Origin of the sequence: Anabaena sp. UHCC 0451, from assembly GCF_034931405.1 — a bacterium.
GTDB lineage: Bacteria > Cyanobacteriota > Cyanobacteriia > Cyanobacteriales > Nostocaceae > RDYJ01.
Genome location: NZ_JAYGHA010000003.1, coordinates 1 through 19,733 on the forward strand (window position 1 = coordinate 1; position 19,733 = coordinate 19,733).

23 protein-coding genes and 1 pseudogene are annotated in these 19,733 nt (G+C 36.6%); 16 read left to right on the forward strand and 8 right to left on the reverse strand.

Annotated features, from left to right (window positions below):
* The first annotated feature begins 129 nt into the window (after positions 1–129).
* The 10 genes from VB694_RS02825 to VB694_RS02870 all read left to right on the forward strand — a co-directional run bounded on the left by VB694_RS02825 (position 130) and on the right by VB694_RS02870 (position 4,846).
* Positions 130–498 (forward strand): papain fold toxin domain-containing protein, encoded by a 369-nt coding sequence (locus VB694_RS02825; protein ID WP_323358804.1) that lies wholly within the window; start codon positions 130–132, stop codon positions 496–498.
* A 71-nt stretch (positions 499–569) separates the two neighbouring features.
* The gene (locus VB694_RS02830; RefSeq protein WP_323358805.1) at positions 570–863 is read left to right on the forward strand and encodes a hypothetical protein; all 294 of its coding nucleotides are present in this window, start codon (positions 570–572) and stop codon (positions 861–863) included.
* Between the two features lie 348 nt (positions 864–1,211).
* Positions 1,212–1,475 (forward strand): type II toxin-antitoxin system ParD family antitoxin, encoded by a 264-nt coding sequence (locus VB694_RS02835; protein ID WP_016950077.1) that lies wholly within the window; start codon positions 1,212–1,214, stop codon positions 1,473–1,475.
* Positions 1,476–1,477: 2 nt separating this feature from the next.
* The gene (locus VB694_RS02840) at positions 1,478–1,804 is read left to right on the forward strand and encodes a type II toxin-antitoxin system RelE/ParE family toxin (protein ID WP_271778570.1); all 327 of its coding nucleotides are present in this window, start codon (positions 1,478–1,480) and stop codon (positions 1,802–1,804) included.
* Positions 1,805–1,959: 155 nt separating this feature from the next.
* Entirely contained in the window at positions 1,960–2,181 is a 222-nt protein-coding gene (locus VB694_RS02845) for a CopG family ribbon-helix-helix protein (RefSeq protein WP_271778569.1), read from the forward strand.
* The gene (locus VB694_RS02850) at positions 2,139–2,510 is read left to right on the forward strand and encodes a type II toxin-antitoxin system PemK/MazF family toxin (protein ID WP_323358806.1); all 372 of its coding nucleotides are present in this window, start codon (positions 2,139–2,141) and stop codon (positions 2,508–2,510) included. The genes VB694_RS02845 and VB694_RS02850 overlap by 43 nt, the downstream gene beginning before the upstream one ends.
* Positions 2,511–2,816: 306 nt before the next feature.
* On the forward strand, positions 2,817–3,098 hold the full coding sequence (locus VB694_RS02855) for a hypothetical protein (RefSeq protein ID WP_323358807.1): 282 nt from the start codon (positions 2,817–2,819) through the stop codon (positions 3,096–3,098).
* On the forward strand, positions 3,095–3,496 hold the full coding sequence (locus VB694_RS02860) for a type II toxin-antitoxin system VapC family toxin (protein WP_323358808.1): 402 nt from the start codon (positions 3,095–3,097) through the stop codon (positions 3,494–3,496). The genes VB694_RS02855 and VB694_RS02860 overlap by 4 nt, the downstream gene beginning before the upstream one ends.
* Positions 3,497–3,950: 454 nt before the next feature.
* On the forward strand, positions 3,951–4,103 hold the full coding sequence (locus VB694_RS02865) for a hypothetical protein (RefSeq protein ID WP_416233462.1): 153 nt from the start codon (positions 3,951–3,953) through the stop codon (positions 4,101–4,103).
* A gap of 149 nt (positions 4,104–4,252) precedes the next feature.
* Positions 4,253–4,846 carry a Uma2 family endonuclease gene (locus tag VB694_RS02870; RefSeq protein ID WP_323358809.1) on the forward strand — a complete coding sequence of 198 codons (594 nt, stop codon included), beginning with the start codon at positions 4,253–4,255 and terminating at the stop codon, positions 4,844–4,846.
* A 339-nt stretch (positions 4,847–5,185) separates the two neighbouring features.
* Here the strand turns inward: VB694_RS02870 and VB694_RS02875 are convergent.
* Positions 5,186–5,981, reverse strand: a pseudogene (locus VB694_RS02875) (IS5 family transposase).
* 206 nt (positions 5,982–6,187) lie between these two features.
* The gene (locus tag VB694_RS02880; RefSeq protein ID WP_323358810.1) at positions 6,188–7,753 is read right to left on the reverse strand and encodes an Eco57I restriction-modification methylase domain-containing protein; all 1,566 of its coding nucleotides are present in this window, start codon (positions 7,751–7,753) and stop codon (positions 6,188–6,190) included.
* Between the two features lie 250 nt (positions 7,754–8,003).
* Between VB694_RS02880 and VB694_RS02885 the strand changes: the two genes are divergently transcribed.
* The 5 genes from VB694_RS02885 to VB694_RS02905 all read left to right on the forward strand — a co-directional run bounded on the left by VB694_RS02885 (position 8,004) and on the right by VB694_RS02905 (position 12,176).
* The gene (locus tag VB694_RS02885) at positions 8,004–9,545 is read left to right on the forward strand and encodes an FAD-dependent oxidoreductase (protein WP_323358811.1); all 1,542 of its coding nucleotides are present in this window, start codon (positions 8,004–8,006) and stop codon (positions 9,543–9,545) included.
* Between the two features lie 14 nt (positions 9,546–9,559).
* Positions 9,560–10,264, forward strand: a complete 705-nt coding sequence (locus VB694_RS02890; RefSeq protein ID WP_323358812.1) for an actin-binding WH2 domain-containing protein — start codon at positions 9,560–9,562, stop codon at positions 10,262–10,264.
* Between the two features lie 19 nt (positions 10,265–10,283).
* The gene (locus VB694_RS02895; protein WP_323358813.1) at positions 10,284–10,994 is read left to right on the forward strand and encodes an actin-binding WH2 domain-containing protein; all 711 of its coding nucleotides are present in this window, start codon (positions 10,284–10,286) and stop codon (positions 10,992–10,994) included.
* Between the two features lie 263 nt (positions 10,995–11,257).
* A complete protein-coding gene (locus VB694_RS02900; RefSeq protein WP_323358814.1) occupies positions 11,258–11,659 on the forward strand; it encodes a fasciclin domain-containing protein in 402 nt (133 codons plus the stop codon).
* Positions 11,660–11,837: 178 nt separating this feature from the next.
* A complete protein-coding gene (locus VB694_RS02905; RefSeq protein WP_323358815.1) occupies positions 11,838–12,176 on the forward strand; it encodes a hypothetical protein in 339 nt (112 codons plus the stop codon).
* 399 nt (positions 12,177–12,575) lie between these two features.
* On the opposite strand, the gene VB694_RS02910 is transcribed toward VB694_RS02905, so the two are convergent.
* From VB694_RS02910 to VB694_RS02925, 4 genes are all read right to left on the reverse strand, one after another.
* A complete protein-coding gene (locus VB694_RS02910; RefSeq protein ID WP_323358816.1) occupies positions 12,576–12,788 on the reverse strand; it encodes a hypothetical protein in 213 nt (70 codons plus the stop codon).
* A gap of 383 nt (positions 12,789–13,171) precedes the next feature.
* Complete coding sequence (locus VB694_RS02915; protein WP_323358817.1) at positions 13,172–13,852, reverse strand: HAD family hydrolase; 681 nt, start codon at positions 13,850–13,852, stop codon at positions 13,172–13,174.
* Between the two features lie 73 nt (positions 13,853–13,925).
* A complete protein-coding gene (gene hppD / locus VB694_RS02920) occupies positions 13,926–14,981 on the reverse strand; it encodes a 4-hydroxyphenylpyruvate dioxygenase (RefSeq protein WP_323358818.1) in 1,056 nt (351 codons plus the stop codon).
* 93 nt (positions 14,982–15,074) lie between these two features.
* A complete protein-coding gene (locus VB694_RS02925; RefSeq protein WP_323358819.1) occupies positions 15,075–15,779 on the reverse strand; it encodes an SDR family oxidoreductase in 705 nt (234 codons plus the stop codon).
* A gap of 195 nt (positions 15,780–15,974) precedes the next feature.
* Between VB694_RS02925 and VB694_RS02930 the strand changes: the two genes are divergently transcribed.
* Complete coding sequence (locus tag VB694_RS02930) at positions 15,975–16,265, forward strand: hypothetical protein (protein ID WP_323358820.1); 291 nt, start codon at positions 15,975–15,977, stop codon at positions 16,263–16,265.
* An 828-nt stretch (positions 16,266–17,093) separates the two neighbouring features.
* Here VB694_RS02930 and VB694_RS02935 read toward each other — a convergent pair.
* Together VB694_RS02935 and atpA are read right to left on the reverse strand one after the other, a co-directional pair.
* Positions 17,094–18,041 carry a F0F1 ATP synthase subunit gamma gene (locus VB694_RS02935; protein ID WP_323358821.1) on the reverse strand — a complete coding sequence of 316 codons (948 nt, stop codon included), beginning with the start codon at positions 18,039–18,041 and terminating at the stop codon, positions 17,094–17,096.
* Positions 18,042–18,144: 103 nt separating this feature from the next.
* On the reverse strand, positions 18,145–19,665 hold the full coding sequence (gene atpA, locus VB694_RS02940) for a F0F1 ATP synthase subunit alpha (RefSeq protein WP_323358822.1): 1,521 nt from the start codon (positions 19,663–19,665) through the stop codon (positions 18,145–18,147).
* Positions 19,666–19,733 lie beyond the last annotated feature (68 nt).

Consider the following 19,733-nt stretch of genomic DNA (forward strand, 5'->3'; position numbering starts at 1 on the left):
TCCTCTAATAACTACTCCTTCCCACTTCCCCCAGAATACAAATTTAATCGAGAAGAAATTTATGATAGATAAAATTTTTCTCGATAGTAATCAGGGTAGAAATATTAAAATTTGACAACGGGAGTAATTTTGAATAAAGAGGATATCATCTATCAACAAATTATAGCAATTGCCAGTAGTTACGGAATATTTGATTGTATACCCTGTGCTAGAGCAATCAAAGAATTTTTAATCAGACAAAGTATTCATGGTAAGCATATTAAAATAAATACAAATTATCAAGATCCAATTTATGGCAGAATTTATGATGATAGTATTGGAGAATTGATTGCTACCACAGGTCATCATGAAGGTGTTATAATAGAGATAAATGACGGAGAACTTGTTTTTGACAATATTCACCATCAAGGCATTGCCCGATTAAACTGGATACAGAATCTCTATTCACCTATATTAGATGCAGGATTAGAGTTTCAAATCACAGAAACTTACTTTTAACCTAGAAATTTAGTGAGTTAAACATGGATAATCTCTACAACTTACTGCAGAATATCAAAAAAAGACCTGCAATGTATATAGGTAAAAATTCTATTTTTAGCCTTCAAGCATTTTTAGATGGATACTATTTTGCCCGTCGAGAAATTGGTATTCCCTTAACAGCAGAAGAAACAGAATTTCAAACTTTTTTACAATGGATAAGACACAAATTCAATGTAGAAACAGGTCAATTATGGTCAAGTATTCTTCTGTTCCATTCAGCCGATGAAAAAAGCGCAGTAGATAGATTTTTTACCTTATTTGAAGAATTTTATCAAAATCAAAAAAATCAAGAAACAGCAAAAATTGATGAATTAGTTTCATGAAAATAAAAGTTAGTAAGTTGGGTTGACAAAACCAAACAATACCTATAATTAATAATGCTAAATTTCAACCCAAAAACCCTGTATCTGTTCACATTATCTCACTTAACCACTACTAGGAATTACTAGAGCGATAGCGAAGCGCTGCTGCAAGCAGTTCGCTGCTATCATGTGAATAAGAGAAGACAATAGAACCATCACAGATACACCATCGAAAGATTCACCTCACTAGAGAACTATAGGTATATTTAGCTACTAAAATTAATTATCATAAATACTTATTTTCATGGCGATCGCAGAAAATGACAAAATCTGCCATGATATAAAAAAGTAGATTTAGGAAGTCAGATTATGAAAAGTATGAATATTTCCTTACCTGACACCATGCGCGATTATATAGAAGAACAGGTAGCGCAAGGTGGTTACAGCAGCGTCAGTGAATATTTTCGGGAATTAGTGCGACAAGACCAAAAACAGAGAGCAAATGAACGACTACAAACAATGCTCTTAGAAGGATTAAACTCAGGAAATGCAACAGAAATGACTGCACAAGATTGGGAAGATATTCGTCAAGCAGTTCGTGAAAAAACTAACAAACGTCAAAGTGCAAATTAGCCATGATGTTTGCAATTAAAAAAAGACCTCAAGTTATCCGTGACTTGATAGATTTAGCTACCTACATAGCAGAAGATAGTTTAGACGTTTCCGACCGCTTTTTAATAGCAGCAGAAACAACATTTAAACAATTAGCAAAAACTCCAGCTATAGGGAAATTGACAGATTTTCCCCATCCCAATTTAGCAGATATTCGACAACAATCAATTAAAGGATTTAGAAAATATCTGATTTTTTATCGTATCACTGAATCAGAAATTGATATTTTGCGAGTTATTCATAGTGCAAGAGACATTGAAACAATATTAGATGAGGACTTAGAAATATGAGTAATTAGGTTGGAGGGATTTCTGGGGCGATTGTGTAAATATTCACCTCATCGGAGAATTATCACCCGAACTAAATCAAATCCTATATTTACAAACTACTAGACTAAAAATATCAAAATCAGCTATACTACTTATAGTATGACTGTGGGTAAGATATGGCTAAAATCTCAATTTCATTGCCAGATGAACTACTAAATTACATTGATCAAAAAGTTGAAAACCGTAGTGCGTTGATTGAAAATCTCTTGAAACAATGGCAAGAAAAACAACAAGATGAAGCACTAGCCGCAGCTTGCACTTTGGTTGATGAATTAGAATTAGGTTGGGAAAGTGAATGGCAAAACATAGCGATTACCGAATGGGAAGCATCTGGATAGTAACATTTGATCCATCTGTAGGTACAGAAATTCAAAAAACTCGTCCAGCACTGATAATTTCTGGGACTTTGTTTAATAACCAACGCAGCAAAGTCACAGTTTTACCTTTTACTTCCGCAAAACCTAATAATCCTCGTATTTCACCTGCGGTAGTTGAAGTACCTACATCAGCGCAAAATGGACTTTCTGTGGATAGTCTTTTAATCTGCGTTGAACCCATGACTTTTGACAAAATTCGTTTAACTCAACAATTAGGAGAATTAGAAGCAGAATTATTAGAACAAGGTCAAAATATTTTGCGGAGATATCTTAGTTTAAACAGCAATTAATCATTAATTAATCATTTTTGATTGATTCAGTTCATATTATCTCACTTAACCATTACTAGGGATTACTGGGGCGATAGCGAAGCGCTGCTGCAAGCAGTTCGCACCTGAAAACCTTACTCTGCATCTGTTTACATTATCTCACTCAACCATTACAAGGGATTAATAGAGCGATCATGTGAATAAGAGAAAACAATAAAACCATGACAGATACACCTGGAAATATTCACCTCACTTGAGAACCATCACCCAGGGCGTAGCTTATAATAGAATCATACCGAAAAAATTTACTCAATTGAGGAGTTAATCATGGTAATAAAAATTGCAGAAATATCTAAAGATATTGATACCTTACCAGAAGAAGCGCAAATCTTACTACTTGATTTTATTCAATTACTCAAAAAACGTTATCCAAAACCAGAAAATCAACACATAGAAAATGAGATAACTTTCTCATCTACCCAAAAATCACATCCACTAGACACATTTATAGAAAAATATGGTGCTTGGGAAGATGAACGCACAGCAGCAGAAATAGTCAAAGAGATTTATGATAGCCGTACTATTTCTAACTACGATATTAGCTTATGACTTATTTATTAGATACTGACACCTGCATTTACTGGATTAAAAACATTAATTCCGTCAGAGATAAAATTCAACAAATAGGATGGGAGCAAATTTCTATTTGCAACATCACCGTTGCTGAATTGTATTTTGGTGCTTACAATTCTCAAAAAGTAACGGAAAATTTAACTCGTGCAGAAAAATTCATTCAAGATATTGAAGTTATACATTTAGATAATAATGCTGTCAAAAAATTTGGAGAATTAAAAGCAGAACTTAGAAAAATAGGACAACCAGTAGCAGATTTTGATTTATTAATTGCTAGTGTTGCACTCACTAGAAACTATATTTTAGTAACTAACAACACTCGTCATTATAGCCGAATTTCCGAGCTAAAATTAGAAAACTGGATTTCATCTTAAAAAAGTTCTTGAAGGTGGGTGAACAACAACATAACCCACCATTAATAATGCACTTATTAAAACTCAAAAACCCTGTATCTGTTCACATCATCTCACCCAACCATCACCAAATATCATGTAAATAAGAGAAGACAATAGAACCATGACAATGTTAAAAATTTCAGTATTAATTATGTCATAAGACAGATGCGTTAAAGATGAGTATATAACTTAGAGTTACGGAAATTTGAAATGTTTATTTTAGAGACTTGACAAAGCTGTAAATCTTAGATACTATGAATGTGTGAGCCTTGGGTACTCCTTGGAGCAAAAATTTGGATACGGCCTTCAAAACGTGAATGAGCGATAATTAGGCTTGATCACAATTTAGAGTTCCCGACCCCAGGGTAAGAATTTTTAAAACTGAATAACCGCTTTTGAAGTCATAGGTTAATTGGTTGGTGGCGCTGCGGCGATGTTAGAACCAATCATGTTACTCAGTAATTCTAAGCGTGATTCTTTCGCCTGGAAGCGTGGGGAAACTACCGCTAGTGCCGGTGAGTTGATGGCGTTTAATGGGTTGACTGCGGAGGCGTTGACTAAGCGGGCTATTGAGTTGGTGCATTAATTAGAACGCCTGCAAACATTCACCTCACCTGATTTAGATCCCCGACTTCTAAGATTGATTATGGATATGATAGAAAAATCTTGAAAAGAAGTCGGGGATCTTTGAGCATGAGTTATAATTAAAGTTAAAGTCATAACCATAAAATTACTATGACTCTCAAAATCCTAGACAAAACTACCGCAATTTCCGAACAGCGATTTCTTCTACCTGGTTATTACACCTGGAAAGAATTTGAAATAATAGAAACCTTAACCGCAGACGCAGGAAATTTGCGGATAACTTATCTTGATGGGTGCATCGAATTTATGACACTTGGTGAACAACACGAAAATATCAAAAAAATTATCGCTATTTTGATAGAAGCATATCTTTTTGAAAAAGGGATAAACTTTATTCCAGTAGGTAGTGCTACTCGTCGCGCAAAAGAAAAAAGTGCTTCCTTTGAACCTGATGAATCTTATTACATCGGAGAGAAAAAAGCAAATCCAGATTTAGCAATTGAAATTAATATTACCAGTGGCAGTATTGATAAACTAGAAAAATACAAAAGATTTAATATTACCGAAGTTTGGTTTTGGGAAAATAATCAATTGTCTCTATATCATCTCAGAAATGATAATTATGAGCAAATTAATCAAAGTGAATTATTGCCAGATGTCGATATAGATTTGTTGGCGATTTGTGTTTTAATGCCTTACATTATTGATGCAAGAACAGCATTTATTAAAGGTATTAAAAAGTAGTAGTTTGTAGGTTGGGTTGACGCAAGAAAGCCCAACAATACCCACCATTAATAACGGACTTATTACAACCCAAAAACCCTATATCTGTTCACATTATCTCACCCAACCATCACCAACTATCATGTAAATAAGAGAAGACAATAGAACCATCACAGATACACCTGAAAACATTCACCTCACCTGATTTAGATCCCCGACTTCTAAGATTAATTATGGATATGATATAAAAATCTTGAAAAGAAATCAGGGATCTTTAGTGCGTAGCTTATAATAGAATCATACCGAAAAATTTTATATAGGATTTAAGAGGGTGTTTGAAAAATTTTGAGGGGTCAAAATTTATGCCAGTCGCCGCACCATGATCCGGATCATGGCAAGGTAAATAAACGTCTCTGATGTTTCCGGCAGAAGTTCATAGTCTCTGACCAATCGGCGACACCCCATGACCCAACCAAAAGTGCGCTCCACCACCCAACGTTTTTTGAGCAAGAGGAAACCCTTGGTTTGTTCTGGTCGTAGCACTACCTGCACAATCCAACGGCAAAAGTCCATAACCCACATCATGAAGGCTGGACCCTCAAAGCCGCCATCAGTCCAAATGGTCGTCAAGCGAGAAACCTTGTTACCCATTTTTTTGACACGCTTGAGTACTTGTTTGCAGCCTGAACGCTCTGGCACACTGGCGGCAGTTACTAACACGCGCAGCACTAACCCCAACGTATCAACAGTCATAAACCGCTTGCGCCCCTTGATTTTTTTACCTGCATCAAATCCTACTTCCCGGCTTACCATCGCCGCACTTTTTACACTTTGACTATCGATTATGGCTTCTGATGGACTCGGATGGCGTTCCGCTTCAATTCTCGTATATTCTCGGAGACTATCATGAATTTTCGCCCAAGTTCCGTCCCTGCGCCAGTTGCGAAAATAAGTGTACACAGTTTGCCAAGCTGGAAAGTCCCCTGGCACCGCTCGCCATCTCACTCCTTCTAGCAGAACATAGAAGAAAGATCGCGTTCAAAACAGACCACATATCGACTTCACGCTTGCGACCACCTGGTTTAGGTTCTGGAATCATGTCACTCAGAAATTCATATTGTGCAAGGGTCAGATTGCTGGGGTATGCTTTACTCATGTTGCTCTCTCGGTGCTGTCTATTATCTATTCACAGCGTATACCGAGAGGGCTTTTTTACCAACTTACCGACTTTTCAAACACCCTCTAAGGGTTAAAAAATAATTTTCTTGACCGTAGATATAATAAGGTATATTTTTCAATGAAATTTGACCTTATTCTATTTGCGATTTTTATGTTATGGTAGGATGAACACGTTTTATAATTTTAGAACTGTGAAAGAAGATTGATAACAGATGTATCTACCAGTTTATGAGATACCTGCTTGTTAACATATTTCATAATAGAATCAATAATTTCTTGTTGTAGAATTTCACATAATACTTGTTTATTACCTTGTCTGAGTTCTACTAGTAATTCTTGAGTTTTCAAAGAGATATATTTTAGAGTATCCTCATCTGGTAAAATCACAGGAGTTTTTAAAATATACCTAGCAGAATTATTTGCAGATGGATTAATATCTTTTAAGCAAACCCAAAATACTGGCGAGTTACAATAAGCTAATAGAAAATATAAATCAACTGAAGATTTAGGAAAAATTCCTACTATAGATTGATCAAAAAGACTTTCCTCAATTAATGCAGTTGTAGGACGTTTAGATGTCACCATAGGAAAGCCAATTCCTGTTTTAAAATAGTAGGATGAGTTTTGAAATCTTGATTTTTTATTTGTTTTATAATGTGCAACTGCATCCTGACTCCAATCTACATACCATTGAGTTGGTTTCATAAAATTATAACCACCGCCTTTTAGAATAGGAATAAAATGTTTTGATCCTTCTATTCCATTTAAAGGATTTTTTAATGTGGAAGGTTTAGTTTCAATAGAAGTAGAATTAACGACTAAATAATCAGCAGAACCTTTGACTAAAGCAGATGCTTTCCGCAGAAAAACTCTATCATTTCCTGAGTAGAAACCTGTCACACAGTCAGCAATATCAGCCATTTTAATTATATTATTTGACAATTTATTAAAAACTGATTCATTAGCCGATATAGGAATAGATAGAGATTCTCTATCAAAAATATCTTTCTGAATGATATTATTACCATTAGATTTCATATTTGGAGATTCTGTAAAATCTCCTAAAGAGTCAACAAATTTTACAGAAAAAGAATGGTTGTATTTCGGTTTTTCAGCACGTATAGAAATAATACAAAGACCAGCATAACCAAATGAAATACCAGGAAATAGAGATGAACGAAAGACATCTATACTTTCAATTGTAAATTCTTCGAGAATATAACGTCTAATAGTAATATAACTGTGAAGATACAAAAAAGTGTCAGGAATAATAAATACAAGTCTTCCTTTTTGTGCAAGTAATTTGAGACAACGTAGCAAAAAAACAGTATATGTCTCTTTAATATAAAATCCCGGATATTTTCTTTTTAATTCTGTACGACGCTCATATTCTTGCCAACCTCCATAGGGAGGATTGCCCAAAATCTTTGTAAATTTGTGATCAAAAGACTCACAAAGGTCTAAATCTGGGCAAAATATAGTATCCCTTTCTCTTATTTCTACATTTTTTAAGTTACTAAACTTTAATTTGAGATTTTTTGCGTGTTCAGGATGTAATTCATAAGCGACAGATGATATATCTTTATTAATATCAAGTGCTGCTGCTAAAAGATGTCCTTCTCCTGCACAGGGTTCAAGTAGTTTATCATTCACTTCTAGTCTCAATAGTGAAACCATATATGAAGATAAAGCTTGATCTGATGTAAAATAAGTTTGGTATTTATCTCTATATCTTGTTTTTATTACCATTGTAGATATCCCATTAAATTAAATTTCTCAAAATATCATATAAATAAGAGAAGACAATAGAACCATCACAGATACACCTCACCTGATTTAAATCCCCGACTTCTAAGATTGATTATTTGTTAAATAGAAAAATCTTGGAAAGAAGTTGGGGATATTTTGTGCGTAGTTTATAATAAGATCATACTACCTGAAAAACCTAAAAATCGGGTATCTTATTTTTAGATTCAAACAAAATTACAAATTAACTATTATGTCCTTAACTGAAGAAATTCTTTCCCAACTTCCCGGAAATGTTTTAGGTGGTTTACGTCGCACAGACCAAATTTTAACATCTCTGCGAAACGAGAAGCAAACGATAGCAGATGTAGTCAAGGAAAACCCCGAACCTTTAAATTCTGTAGACTGGGATGTAATAATCTGCGGTGGAACATTAGGAATTTTGATTGGTTGTGCTTTAGCTGTGCGTGGTGTGCGGGTAGCATTATTAGAAAGAGGAATTTTGCAAGGGAGAGAACAGGAATGGAATATTTCTCGCAAAGAGTTGTCAGTGTTTTTAGAATTAGACTTATTAACAGAAACAGAATTACAAACAACCATAGTCACCGAATATAACCCTGCACGAGTCAGCTTTTCAGGTGGTAAAGAAGTTTGGGTAGAAGATGTCCTCAATATTGGTGTTGACCCTGTTTATCTATTAGAAACTTTAAAAACTCGCTTTCTCGCTGCTGGAGGAAAGTTGTTTGAAAATACACCCTTTAGCGAAGCAGTGGTTCACCCCGATGGGGTAATGGTAAATAATGAGTTTAAAGCCAGATTATTACTTGATGCAATGGGACATCTTTCACCTATTAGTAAACAAGCGCGTCAAGGAAAAAAACCAGATGCACTTTGTTTAGTTGTCGGAAGTTGTGCTTCAGGTTTTCCGAAAAATGACTCAGGGGATTTGTTGTTATCTTTTACCCCTTTACAAAATCAATGTCAATACTTTTGGGAAGCTTTTCCAGCTAAGGACGGAAGAACAACTTATTTATTTACCTATATGGATGCAGAACCCCAACGGTTGAGTCTAGAAAATTTATTTGAGGAATATCTTAGCCTTTTACCAGAATATCAAGGTGTAGAACTTAGTCAGTTAAATTTTAAACGGGCGTTGTTTGGTTTCTTTCCCAGTTACTGCGAAAGTCCTCTACAAACTCCTTGGAATCGTATTTTACCAGTGGGAGATAGTAGCGGAAATCAATCACCTTTGAGTTTTGGTGGTTTTGGTGCAATGGTGCGTCATTTAGAAAGGTTGACCTTGGGAATTGAGGAAGCATTACAAACAAATCAATTATCAATTTCTGCTTTAACTATACTTCAGCCATATCAACCTAGTTTAAGTGTAACTTGGTTATTTCAAAAGGCTATGAGTGTGGGAGTAAATCAACAAATTTCACCTAATCAAATTAACCAACTTCTCTCAGTTGTGTTTGCGGAAATGCAAAAATTAGGAACACCTGTTTTAAAACCTTTTTTACAAGATATCGTGCAGTTTAAAGCCTTAACGCAAACTTTGTTAAAAACAGGGTTTTCTCATCCTGTGCTAGTTGTTAAAATCATTCCCCAAGTAGGTTTAGTTAGTTTAATAGATTGGCTGGTACATTATGTAAATTTATGTATTTTTAGTCTTCTGTTTTTTGCCAGTTCCATGTTAAAATCTTTAGTTAAAAATTTCCCTATAGAACAACAATATTATTGGCATCGTTTAGTAGATAGCTGGAAGTTTGGTTCTGGTGGTGATTATTCTGAATAAAATTTAAGGATAAAATGATGGAACAAAAATCAGTCACGGGAAAATACTTTGATGTTCTAATTAGTTTACTGCAAGAACGTCAAGCATTTTTAGAAGAAATTCGCCAAGGTGTGAGATTAACTTATAAAATTATTTCCCTTTTGGTTTGTAGTTCGTTATTTCTTGCCATTTACGGCGGAATTATTGGTGCATATCATAGCTGGATGCAAGCTTTGTCTTCAGCAGTGAAACTACCTGCACTCTATTTAATTACTTTGTTAATATGTCTACCAACATTGTATTTTTCTAATATCATATTTGGTTCAAAACGCACATTTGGACAACATTTTGCTTTAGTGCTAACAGCAGTTTCAGTAACTAGCGTTCTGTTATTTAGCTTTGCACCTATTACATTGTTTTTCTTGATTACAACTAATAATTATCAATTTGTAATTTTGTTAAATGTGATTATTTTTGCTTTAACAGGGTTGATTGGTATTTATTCTTTGTATAATGCCAGTAGCATAATTTTAGAACAAGATAATCAAGGCAGTCAAACTCGCAAGAAAGTTATCCAAGGTTGGTTATTTCTTTATGCTTTTGTTGGTAGTCAGTTGGGATGGACTCTGAGACCTTTTTTTGGCGCACCAGATTCGGTTTTTCAACTGTTTAGGGAAAGAGAAGGAAACTTTTATTTAAGTGTCTTGCAATCTCTTGGTTATATTTTGGGAATTCGTTAATTATTCAGGGTAAATGACAATGATAGAACAACAAGCTTATGTTAAAAAAAACTTTGGTGTATTACTCAGTTTACTACGCGATCGCCAAAGTTTTTTAGAAGAAATTCGCCAAGAGGTGAGATTACAAAATAAAATCAGTTCTCTGTTCGTTACCAGCTCAATATTTTTCGCCATCTATGGGGTAATTATCGGTGCTTCTCATAGTTTTGGACAAGCATTATCAAGTGCAATTAAATTACCAGCTTTTTATCTATTAACGTTGGTGATCTGCTTTCCTACCTTGTTCTTTTTTAATGTTTTATTTGGTTCTCGTAGCACCGTTAAACAGCATTTTGTTGTTTTACTTACGGCAGTTTCAGTAATTAGTGTTTTGTTATTTAGTTTAGCACCTGTAACGCTATTTTTTATGATTACAGCACCCGATTCTTATCAGTTTTTTAAATTATTGAATGTGTTAATATTTGGCATTACAGGTGTTTTTGGTGTCAAGTTTCTCTATGAAGGAATGCAGTTACTTTCACAAGATGATGAAGTTGGTAAAAAAACCAGGACAACAATTTTAAGATCCTGGTTATTTTTGTATGGTTTTGTCGGTGTACAGTTAGGATGGTTTCTGCGTCCCTTTTTTGGCGCACCTGGTTCTAAATTTGAGTTATTTCGTGCAGTCCAAGGTAATTTTTATTTAGATATTATTCACGCCATATCACAAATATTAGGTTTAGTGCCATAAAATCCCCCTATTAGACATCTCCGGTAAAGATTGTAGAGACGTTCCATGGAACGTCTCTACAGGGGTTTCAGGTCACGCATATTTAATTTTCGGAGATGTCTATTGCACCTGTGCCTAGAATTGCATAACAGAGATTGTCCATTTCAACTATCAAAGAATCTTAGGAAAATCATAAGTTGTTATTTTAGCAGAATTTCAAATTAATAAAACTTAAACATGATTTACTATTCTTTAGAACTTTCGGTAGATATGAGGTGATATTAATGGCTGATATTGTTGATATTGCAGTTAGTAATGATTCGTTTAAAACTTTAGTGGCAGCTGTGCAAGCTGCTGGGTTAGTAGAAACCTTAAAAAGCCCCGGTCCTTTCACTGTCTTTGCACCTAATGATGATGCTTTTGCTAAGTTACCACCTGGCACAATTACAACTCTGTTGCAAAATATTCCTCAGCTAAGTAGAATTTTAACCTATCATGTCGTTCCCGGAAAGCTGAATCAGGCTGATTTAGCTAAACTGGGTATAGTGACTTCTGTAGAAGGTTCACCAATTAAAATTAATTGTGATCATGGTTTTGAAGTGAAAAATGCCACGGTTTTAGCAGCAGATATTGATGCTGATAATGGTGTTATTCACGTTATTGATACTGTGATTTTGATGGGTTAAGTTAGTAATGGTGGGCATTGTCCACCATCTTTGATTATCTATTTTTAGATGTTAGTTTGGTGAATTCTTTAAAATATGTAAAATAATCAGTGTGATTACTCACTTTTACGGTAAGGTTAATTGAGGTAAATAAATGTTAAACTTACCATCATCTAGCTAATCTTATTACCATAAATTAATGCTCGATTTCCAAACTTTATCTGAATTTTCTCGCGCCAACTGTGCAGGTATTTGTGCTTTTCTCGTACCCGCAAACATCCTGTCTACGTTGTTGACCATCATTTTCACAGTCATAAACCGTCCCACAGTTCAAATATCTCAGGCGGCTGGATTTGCTAGTATCTTCGCTTTTGTAATGATGCTGCACGTGTATACTTGGTTTAGTATTGGTGTGGTGATGCTACCGACTTTTATTTTGCTGGGTTTAGCTATTACTTGTTTGTTGACTAATTTAGCTGCTATTATCTGGCGGATCAATTCTCTACAATTGGTTTATCCCTGGAAGTATAATAGATAATCTAAATTATTGCCAATATTGGGCAACCTAGCGCAATTTTCCCAATTAAATCTATATAAACAAGGGGCTATATAAACAAGGGGAGAGTAATTAGCATTATTCTCCCCTATAATATTAGCTATTAACTAACAGCTAATATTTTAAATTAGGACTAAAGCTGCGTGTCACACCAAAAATCTGTTGTAGGGTGCGTCAGATATCAAGAATCTGTTTATTTGCAGTATTTATGCAGTCTGACGCACCCTACCAATGTGCCAGTTGCGTAAGTCCTGTAAATTTACGAGAATGTATCAACCCTCTTCTCTTAAAGTGGAGTTAAACCTTAATGTTGCTTAGTCTGTAATCTTGAGAATTCGTTGATTTATCTGATAGTTCTCAAAGAGGGGTTATGGAATAGTTTTACCACCAATTATTGGAATATTCTCTGCGGGAGTAACCTTGGTGAGAATGATGGTTATGATGAGAATGATGGTTATGACGAGAATGGCAAGAATGACCACCACCTATAACAGTTTCTATTTGTTGAGTAGCTAGTTCATTCAGAAAACTAGCAGCATCATTAAATAGTTCATAACCAACAGGAAGTAGTTCAGAAACTTGGATATTAGCCATGAGAATTCCTTTGTTGTTTCTATGTAAGTTGTTTATCGCTGATAAGTGAGATTAGATTTAATTTAATTTCAACTCATCTTGTTTTTGATTTTTGCAAATAAAATCTAGTAATTCAAGACTTGTTTGTCACTTGTTTGGACATAATTAACCGAGTTTTGTCTGGCTAGTAGTTGCATTTAATAGTTATTGTGGTCAACGATAAGAATAAAAGTGAAAATTTGCAGACTTAATGACTATAATTATGTCTCATAATAATACTCAGATACCCAACTTCTTTGAAAAATTGGGCATCTATATTTTGAGCATTTTATGTTTAATTATCTTGATTTAGCAGTTATCCATTAAATGGATATTTCTTGCTTTTGCTGAGTTAATAGTGCAGGTCATGAAAACAGAATTAAATCTACAGCAGATCCCAAATCCTGAAGAATTAAGTCAGGTTGATATAGCTCTAATTGTATGCGATCGCGGATACCACTTTCTACAGCTATCATCTTAATACCATGTTTTTTTGCAGCAGTGATATCGGCTTCTGTATCTCCCACCATCCAGGTTTCAGCCGCAGGTGGAAGTTCTGCTAAAGCCCTGGCCATTAATAGCGGTTTATCTTCAACATCACGGGTTTTCACATAGTCATTACTCAAGCAATAACGGCGATTTTCTGGGAAAAAGCCACCTAAATCATATTTATCAACAGCATAGTCTAATTCTCGCACTCGGCGCATGGTCATGACAGCTAAATCAATTCCAGCTTGTTGCACTTTGGACAAGGCATCTAACGCATCGGGAACGAGGCTATCATACTGAAAATATGGTTGTGTATGTACCGTTTGTTTACGAATTTTGGTAAATTCCTGTGCTTGTTCTGCATCTAACCCAGATTTGAAAGCAATTTCTTTTTCGGGAGTTTGCGATCGCTTGAGTTGCCAAAATTCCGCTTTAGAAAGTTCCGTTACCGCTTGATCTGGATATCTGGTTTTCTGCAAACACAATTGATAAACACGATAGTAGCGTTCGGAAACATCCATAATCGGTCCATCAAAATCTGTAATTAATCTCAGCATTATTCCACAATGTTAATTTTTTTTACATTATCGCAGGGAATGGGATTAGAGATTGGGAAAAATTCATCACCTTTTACCTGACAAAACCGCGTTTAATTTGTTCGCTTTCAATAGCTGCAAATAAAGCGCGAAAGTTACCTTCACCAAAACCAGCAGCTTGAGAACGACGTTCAATAAATTCAAAGAAAAAGGTCGGTTCATTAAAAATTGGCTGGGTGAAAATCTGCAATAGTAAAGCCTCTAGAGGTGCATCTTTTTGACAATCAACCAAAATTTCTTGTTGAGCGATCGCTTGTAATTCTAGAGGTGATAAAGGTAATTCTAAACGCTGTTCTAACTGTGTATAGTAGCTGTTAGGAACAGAAAGAAAAGATAAACCAGCAGCACGAAAACGAGCGATCGCACTAATTAAATTTGCAGTCCGCAAAGCGATATGTTGCACACCAGGTCCCCGATTCACCTCTAAAAACTCCTGAATTTGAGAATTAGGTGAAGCCGGCTCATTAATCGGCAATTGTACCCTACCATTAGATGAAATCATCACCTGACTATGTAAACCAGAGCGATCAGTTTGAATTTTAAAACTTTGTTGGGGTTGAAAATCGAGAATGCGTTGATACCAACTAACAGCAGTCTTTAAATCACCAACAGCTACATTTAAAACAACATGATCTATAGCTGTAAAACTATCATCAATTACCGATTCTAACTGACTACTAATAATATTGCGTTCAATCAATGTATGGCTTAATCTACCCCAAGCCGCAATTTTCGAGTATTTGCAAGCTATACCATCTTGAACAGGTTGAAGAATTTTTGCACCATTGGCAACAGTTTGTGCTGTCACTGCTTCCACGTCTGCTACAGCAAAAGCAACATCCGCTACACCAGGAGGATGATGACGCAAAAACTCGGCTACCGGGCTGATGGGTGATAATGGTGAAGATAGTAAAAAAATAACATTACCACTTTTCACAACTTCAGTGTCAGTGTGAAACGATTTTCCCTGATGCAAAGGGGTGGGGAAAATCTGATTAACTACCGCTTGAAACCCCAGATATTTGACAAACCAATTGCGCCAAGCTTGGGCATCTTCCACATAGAAGTGAACGTGATCAATTTGGAACATAATTTCTGAAAATCCAGAGCAACAGCTTAATTATCAGTAAATTTTCCCTTTCCTGCTAAATTTACGTGTATTTCCTTAGCAAGAATTTTGAATTTAAAAAAACAGATGACTATCTGGTTGAATGTTAATTTCCATCGGTACAGCTTCAGGTTCAGCCGATAAAGCATAGAAAATAGCATTAGCCGCAGTTTCACAACTGAGCATTTTTTTGCGGTCTACCTTCAAACTTACATTGTCCCAAAAAGGAGAATCTACACCACCAAAATAAAACAGCGTAAACTTCACACCAAAACGTTTAAGTTCTTCCGCCATACATTTGCTAAAACCCACCACCCCAAATTTAGAAGCGGAATAAGCCGCAGCCATAGCCATTGAATGTTTACCTAAAATCCCGACTATGTTACAAATATGACCAGATTTGCGTTTTTGCATTTCTTGGGCTGCTGCTTGAGAGGTGTAGAAGCTACCTTTTAAATTTAGATCCAAAATTTTATCTAATTCTGCCGGTTCTATGTTGTTGTAGGGTTTGAGGATGCCTAAACCAGCCGCATTTACCAAAACATCTATTTGACCGAAGTGCGCTAAAGTTGCTTGCATTAATGCTTCTACCTGTTCTGGTTGTGTAATATCCGTGGGAACTGTCAATACTTTCCCTGGTAACTCATTTGCTAGTGTTGTTAAATTTACCGCATCTCTAGCTGCTAGTACCAACTTAGCCCCTGTGGGTGCAAGTTTCCGAGCTATGGCTGAACCAATACCACCAGTAGCACCAACGACGACAATAACTTTATCCTGCATCACAGTTTTTATAATTTAGTTTACATTTCTTTACAGAGTATAGCAGGTGTCAGGAGTCGGTAAAGGTTCTATATAGCAATTCCCATTCAAATGAGGTACAAGCTGTAATAATTAAACGCAGATGGACGCAGATGAACGCAGATAATTTTGAGACTAGGAAATGCTATATTAGATTCTAGGATGAGAGGTGAAACTATGACCTTTGAACAAGCTGTTTTAGAAAATTTGCGAGAATTACCAGCAGATAAACAACAGGAAGTTTTAGATTTTATTCAATTTCTCAAACATAAATTATCAGCAGAGAAATCACATATTAAACCTGATGGAGAAACTTTCTGGGAAATGACTTTGCGATTTAGGGAAAGGATGGAATGGGAGGGTATAGAATTTACAGATGAAGATTTTGCTAATCTTAGAGATCGCAGTCCAGGAAGAGAGGTAGAAATCTTCTATGCGAACTTCCCATTCCATGTTTTGATGTTCTAAGCGTATTTCACACCCAGGCGGACTCTTAACAATAGGTGGATGTTCAATGTACTCTGGATAACAAATGGAAAAACCTATGCTTCTATACTCAAAATCAGTATTATTTTGTATTACTATAGTGTGTTCGATCCGATTTGCTATGATATCTTTGGTGATCGTAGTAGCAATTCTTTCTGATACTATTCCATTTTCTTGTATAAATCTCCCATACAATATCCTCAAATTCATCCCAAGATTTAGGTTTAGGTAAATCACTTGTTGAAGGTGTCGGCATATTTAATTTGCAGTGCTTTTTATCAAGATACTATTTTTTAATTATAAACTTCGCCAATTATTTTTTAGATTTAATATATATATTGAAGTAATATAACCTAAATTTAATTTTTTCAGTTATTTAATTGTTCAAATTTCTATTTGTCGAGTCAAAAAATAACAATTCTTGAAATTTTACATGAATAATTTATAAACACAAATGTAAATTAAAAATTTTAATTTCAAAAACAAAAGAATTTATATTATGAATCCTGACTCCTAATTAGGGTTTGCTGAGAAAGTCTTTCCGTGAGGGCAGGGAACAGGGAACAGGGAACAGGGAACAGTTTCAAGAGTTGGATGGGAGCGATTTTTCCTTTGAGTAGCAATTAAATGCAAGGTTTTTAAGTTTCCACCTCGTAAAAGCTTGCACTTTTTTTTACTTGAAAACGGCTTAAACCCTTTACCCGTAATCTTTTCATGTTTATTCAGCAAGCCCTAATTAAAACAAAAATATTAGCAATTGATGATTGGCCATAGTTAATGTCACAACTACCCCAATCACCAATTACCAAATTAAGTAAGAGCTTCCGCACCACCCACAACTTCCAGGAGTTCCTGGGTAATTGCGGCTTGACGGGCTTTGTTGTAAGACAATGACAAGGTTTTAATGAGTTCACCTGCATTTTCGCTGGCGTTACTCATTGCTGTCATCCGTGCTGCTAATTCACTAGCTGCTGATTCTTGTAATGCTCTTAATAACTGGTTACTCAAATACAAAGGCAACAAAGAATCTAGAATTTGTACAGGGTCTTGTTCAAAAATCATGTCGCGGGGTAAAGGACGAACTGTGCTAGTTACCTTTTCCCGTTCGACTTGGAACTGACCACCACGAGTTGTTAAGCGGAAGATTTCATCATCTGCGGCTTCTAAACCTTGGGTATCCAAAGGAAGCAAGGTTTGGACAACTGGACGAGAGCTAACCAAAGACACAAATTTGGTATAAACTAACTCGATGCGGTCTACTTTTTCTGAAAGGAACAAAGAAAGTAGTTCATCAGCGATATTAGTAGCTTCTGCTGCGGTGGGGATTTGTTCTAACCCAGTGTAACTCGCATCAATTTTATAGTTGCGACGTTGAAAGTATTGAGTAGCTTTGCGGCCGACAACTACCAAGGTAGTTTCTAAACCTTCGGTCTGGAGTTCCTTCGCACGGGTTTCTGCCCGACGGATCACGTTACCGTTGTAACCACCACACAGACCTCTATCACCGGAAATAACCAGCAAGCCGACTGATTTAACTTCGCGTTTTTTCAGTAGTGGTAGGTCTACGTCTTCAAAACGGAGACGAGTTTGCAAACCAAATAATACTTGTGCCAAGCGGTCAGCAAAGGGACGGGTAGCAATTACTTGTTCTTGAGCGCGACGGACTCTGGCCGCAGCGACCAGTCGCATAGCTTCGGTAATTTTTTTGGTGTTTTTGACCGACTGAATGCGATCGCGTATTGATTTGAGATTAGCCATAATATTTAGGTCATTGGTAATTGGTAATTGGTCATTGGTAATTGGTAATTGGGTAAGAGTTCTTGCTATTACCTATTACCCATTACCCATTACCTGTTACCTGTTACGCTGTAGCTAGAAAGGTCTTCTTGTAGTCAGCTAAAGCTTCTTTGAGGGCTGCTTCTTCAGCATCTCCCAAGACTTTGCTGCCTTGTACTGCTTGGTAGTAGGAATTTTTGCCGGTCTTCAAGTAATCACGGAAGCCTTTAACAAAGCTGGTGACTTGGGTGGTAGCAATGTCATCGAAATAACCGTTAATACCCGCGTACAAAATTGCTACTTGTTCAGCTACGGAAAGAGGATCGTTTTGGGGCTGTTTTAACAGTTCCCGTAAGCGTACACCCCTTGCTAACTGGTCTTGGGTGGCTTTATCTAAGTCAGAAGCAAATTGGGCGAAAGCTTGTAGGTCGTCAAACTGTGCTAATTCCAGTTTAATCTTACCGGCAACTTTTTTCATGGCCTTGGTTTGTGCCGCAGAACCTACACGGGATACAGAGATACCGGGGTTTACAGCGGGACGGATACCAGAGTTAAACAAGTCAGAAGACAAGAAAATCTGACCGTCGGTAATAGAAATTACGTTGGTAGGAATGTATGCCGATACGTCACCAGCTTGGGTTTCAATGATAGGTAGGGCAGTCATACTACCTTTACCTAGTTCATCGCTGAGTTTAGCAGCACGTTCCAACAAGCGAGAGTGAATGTAGAATACATCACCAGGGTAAGCTTCCCGTCCGGGTGGACGACGTAGCAGCAAGGACATTTGGCGATAAGCCTGAGCTTGCTTAGAAAGGTCATCGTAAATGATTAAGGTCGCTTTGCCTTTGTACATGAAATACTCAGCAATACTAGCGCCTGTGTAGGGAGCGAGGAATTGTAAGGTAGCTGGGTCACTGGCGTTAGCGGCTACAACTACGGTGTAGTCCATTGCGCCTTTTTCTTGTAAGGTTTGGACTACGTTAGCAACGGTGGAAGCTTTTTGACCGATCGCAACGTAAACGCAAACGACATCTTCACCTTTTTGGTTGATGATGGTGTCAATAGCGATCGCAGTTTTACCAGTTTGGCGATCGCCAATAATCAACTCACGTTGACCCCGACCAACGGGAATCATGGAGTCAATAGCGGTGATACCGGTTTGCATTGGTTCGTGTACGGAACGACGCGCAATAATACCGGGGGCTGGGGATTCAATCAAACGGCTTTCTGTGGTTTTTGGTTCACCTTTACCATCAATGGGGCGACCCAAAGCATCCACAACCCGACCAATTAAGGCTTCACCCACAGCTACTTGGGCAATTCTCCCAGTAGCGGTAACGGTACTACCTTCTTGGATGTTGCGGCCTTCACCCATCAGTACCGCACCAACGTTATCTTCTTCTAAGTTTTGGGCGATACCAATAGTACCATCTTCAAATTCTAGAAGTTCCCCAGCCATAGCTTTTTCCAAGCCATAAATCCGGGCAATACCGTCACCAACTTGTAATACAGTACCAACGTTAGCAACTTTGACATCTTGGTCATATTGCTCGATTTGTTGTTGGATAATGCTGCTGATTTCGTCTGGTCTAATTGAAATGCTCATTATGCCTATGTTCAGTTTGCTTTTAAGACGGAAGAAGTGATTGGGGATTCGATTTTGGATTTTGGATT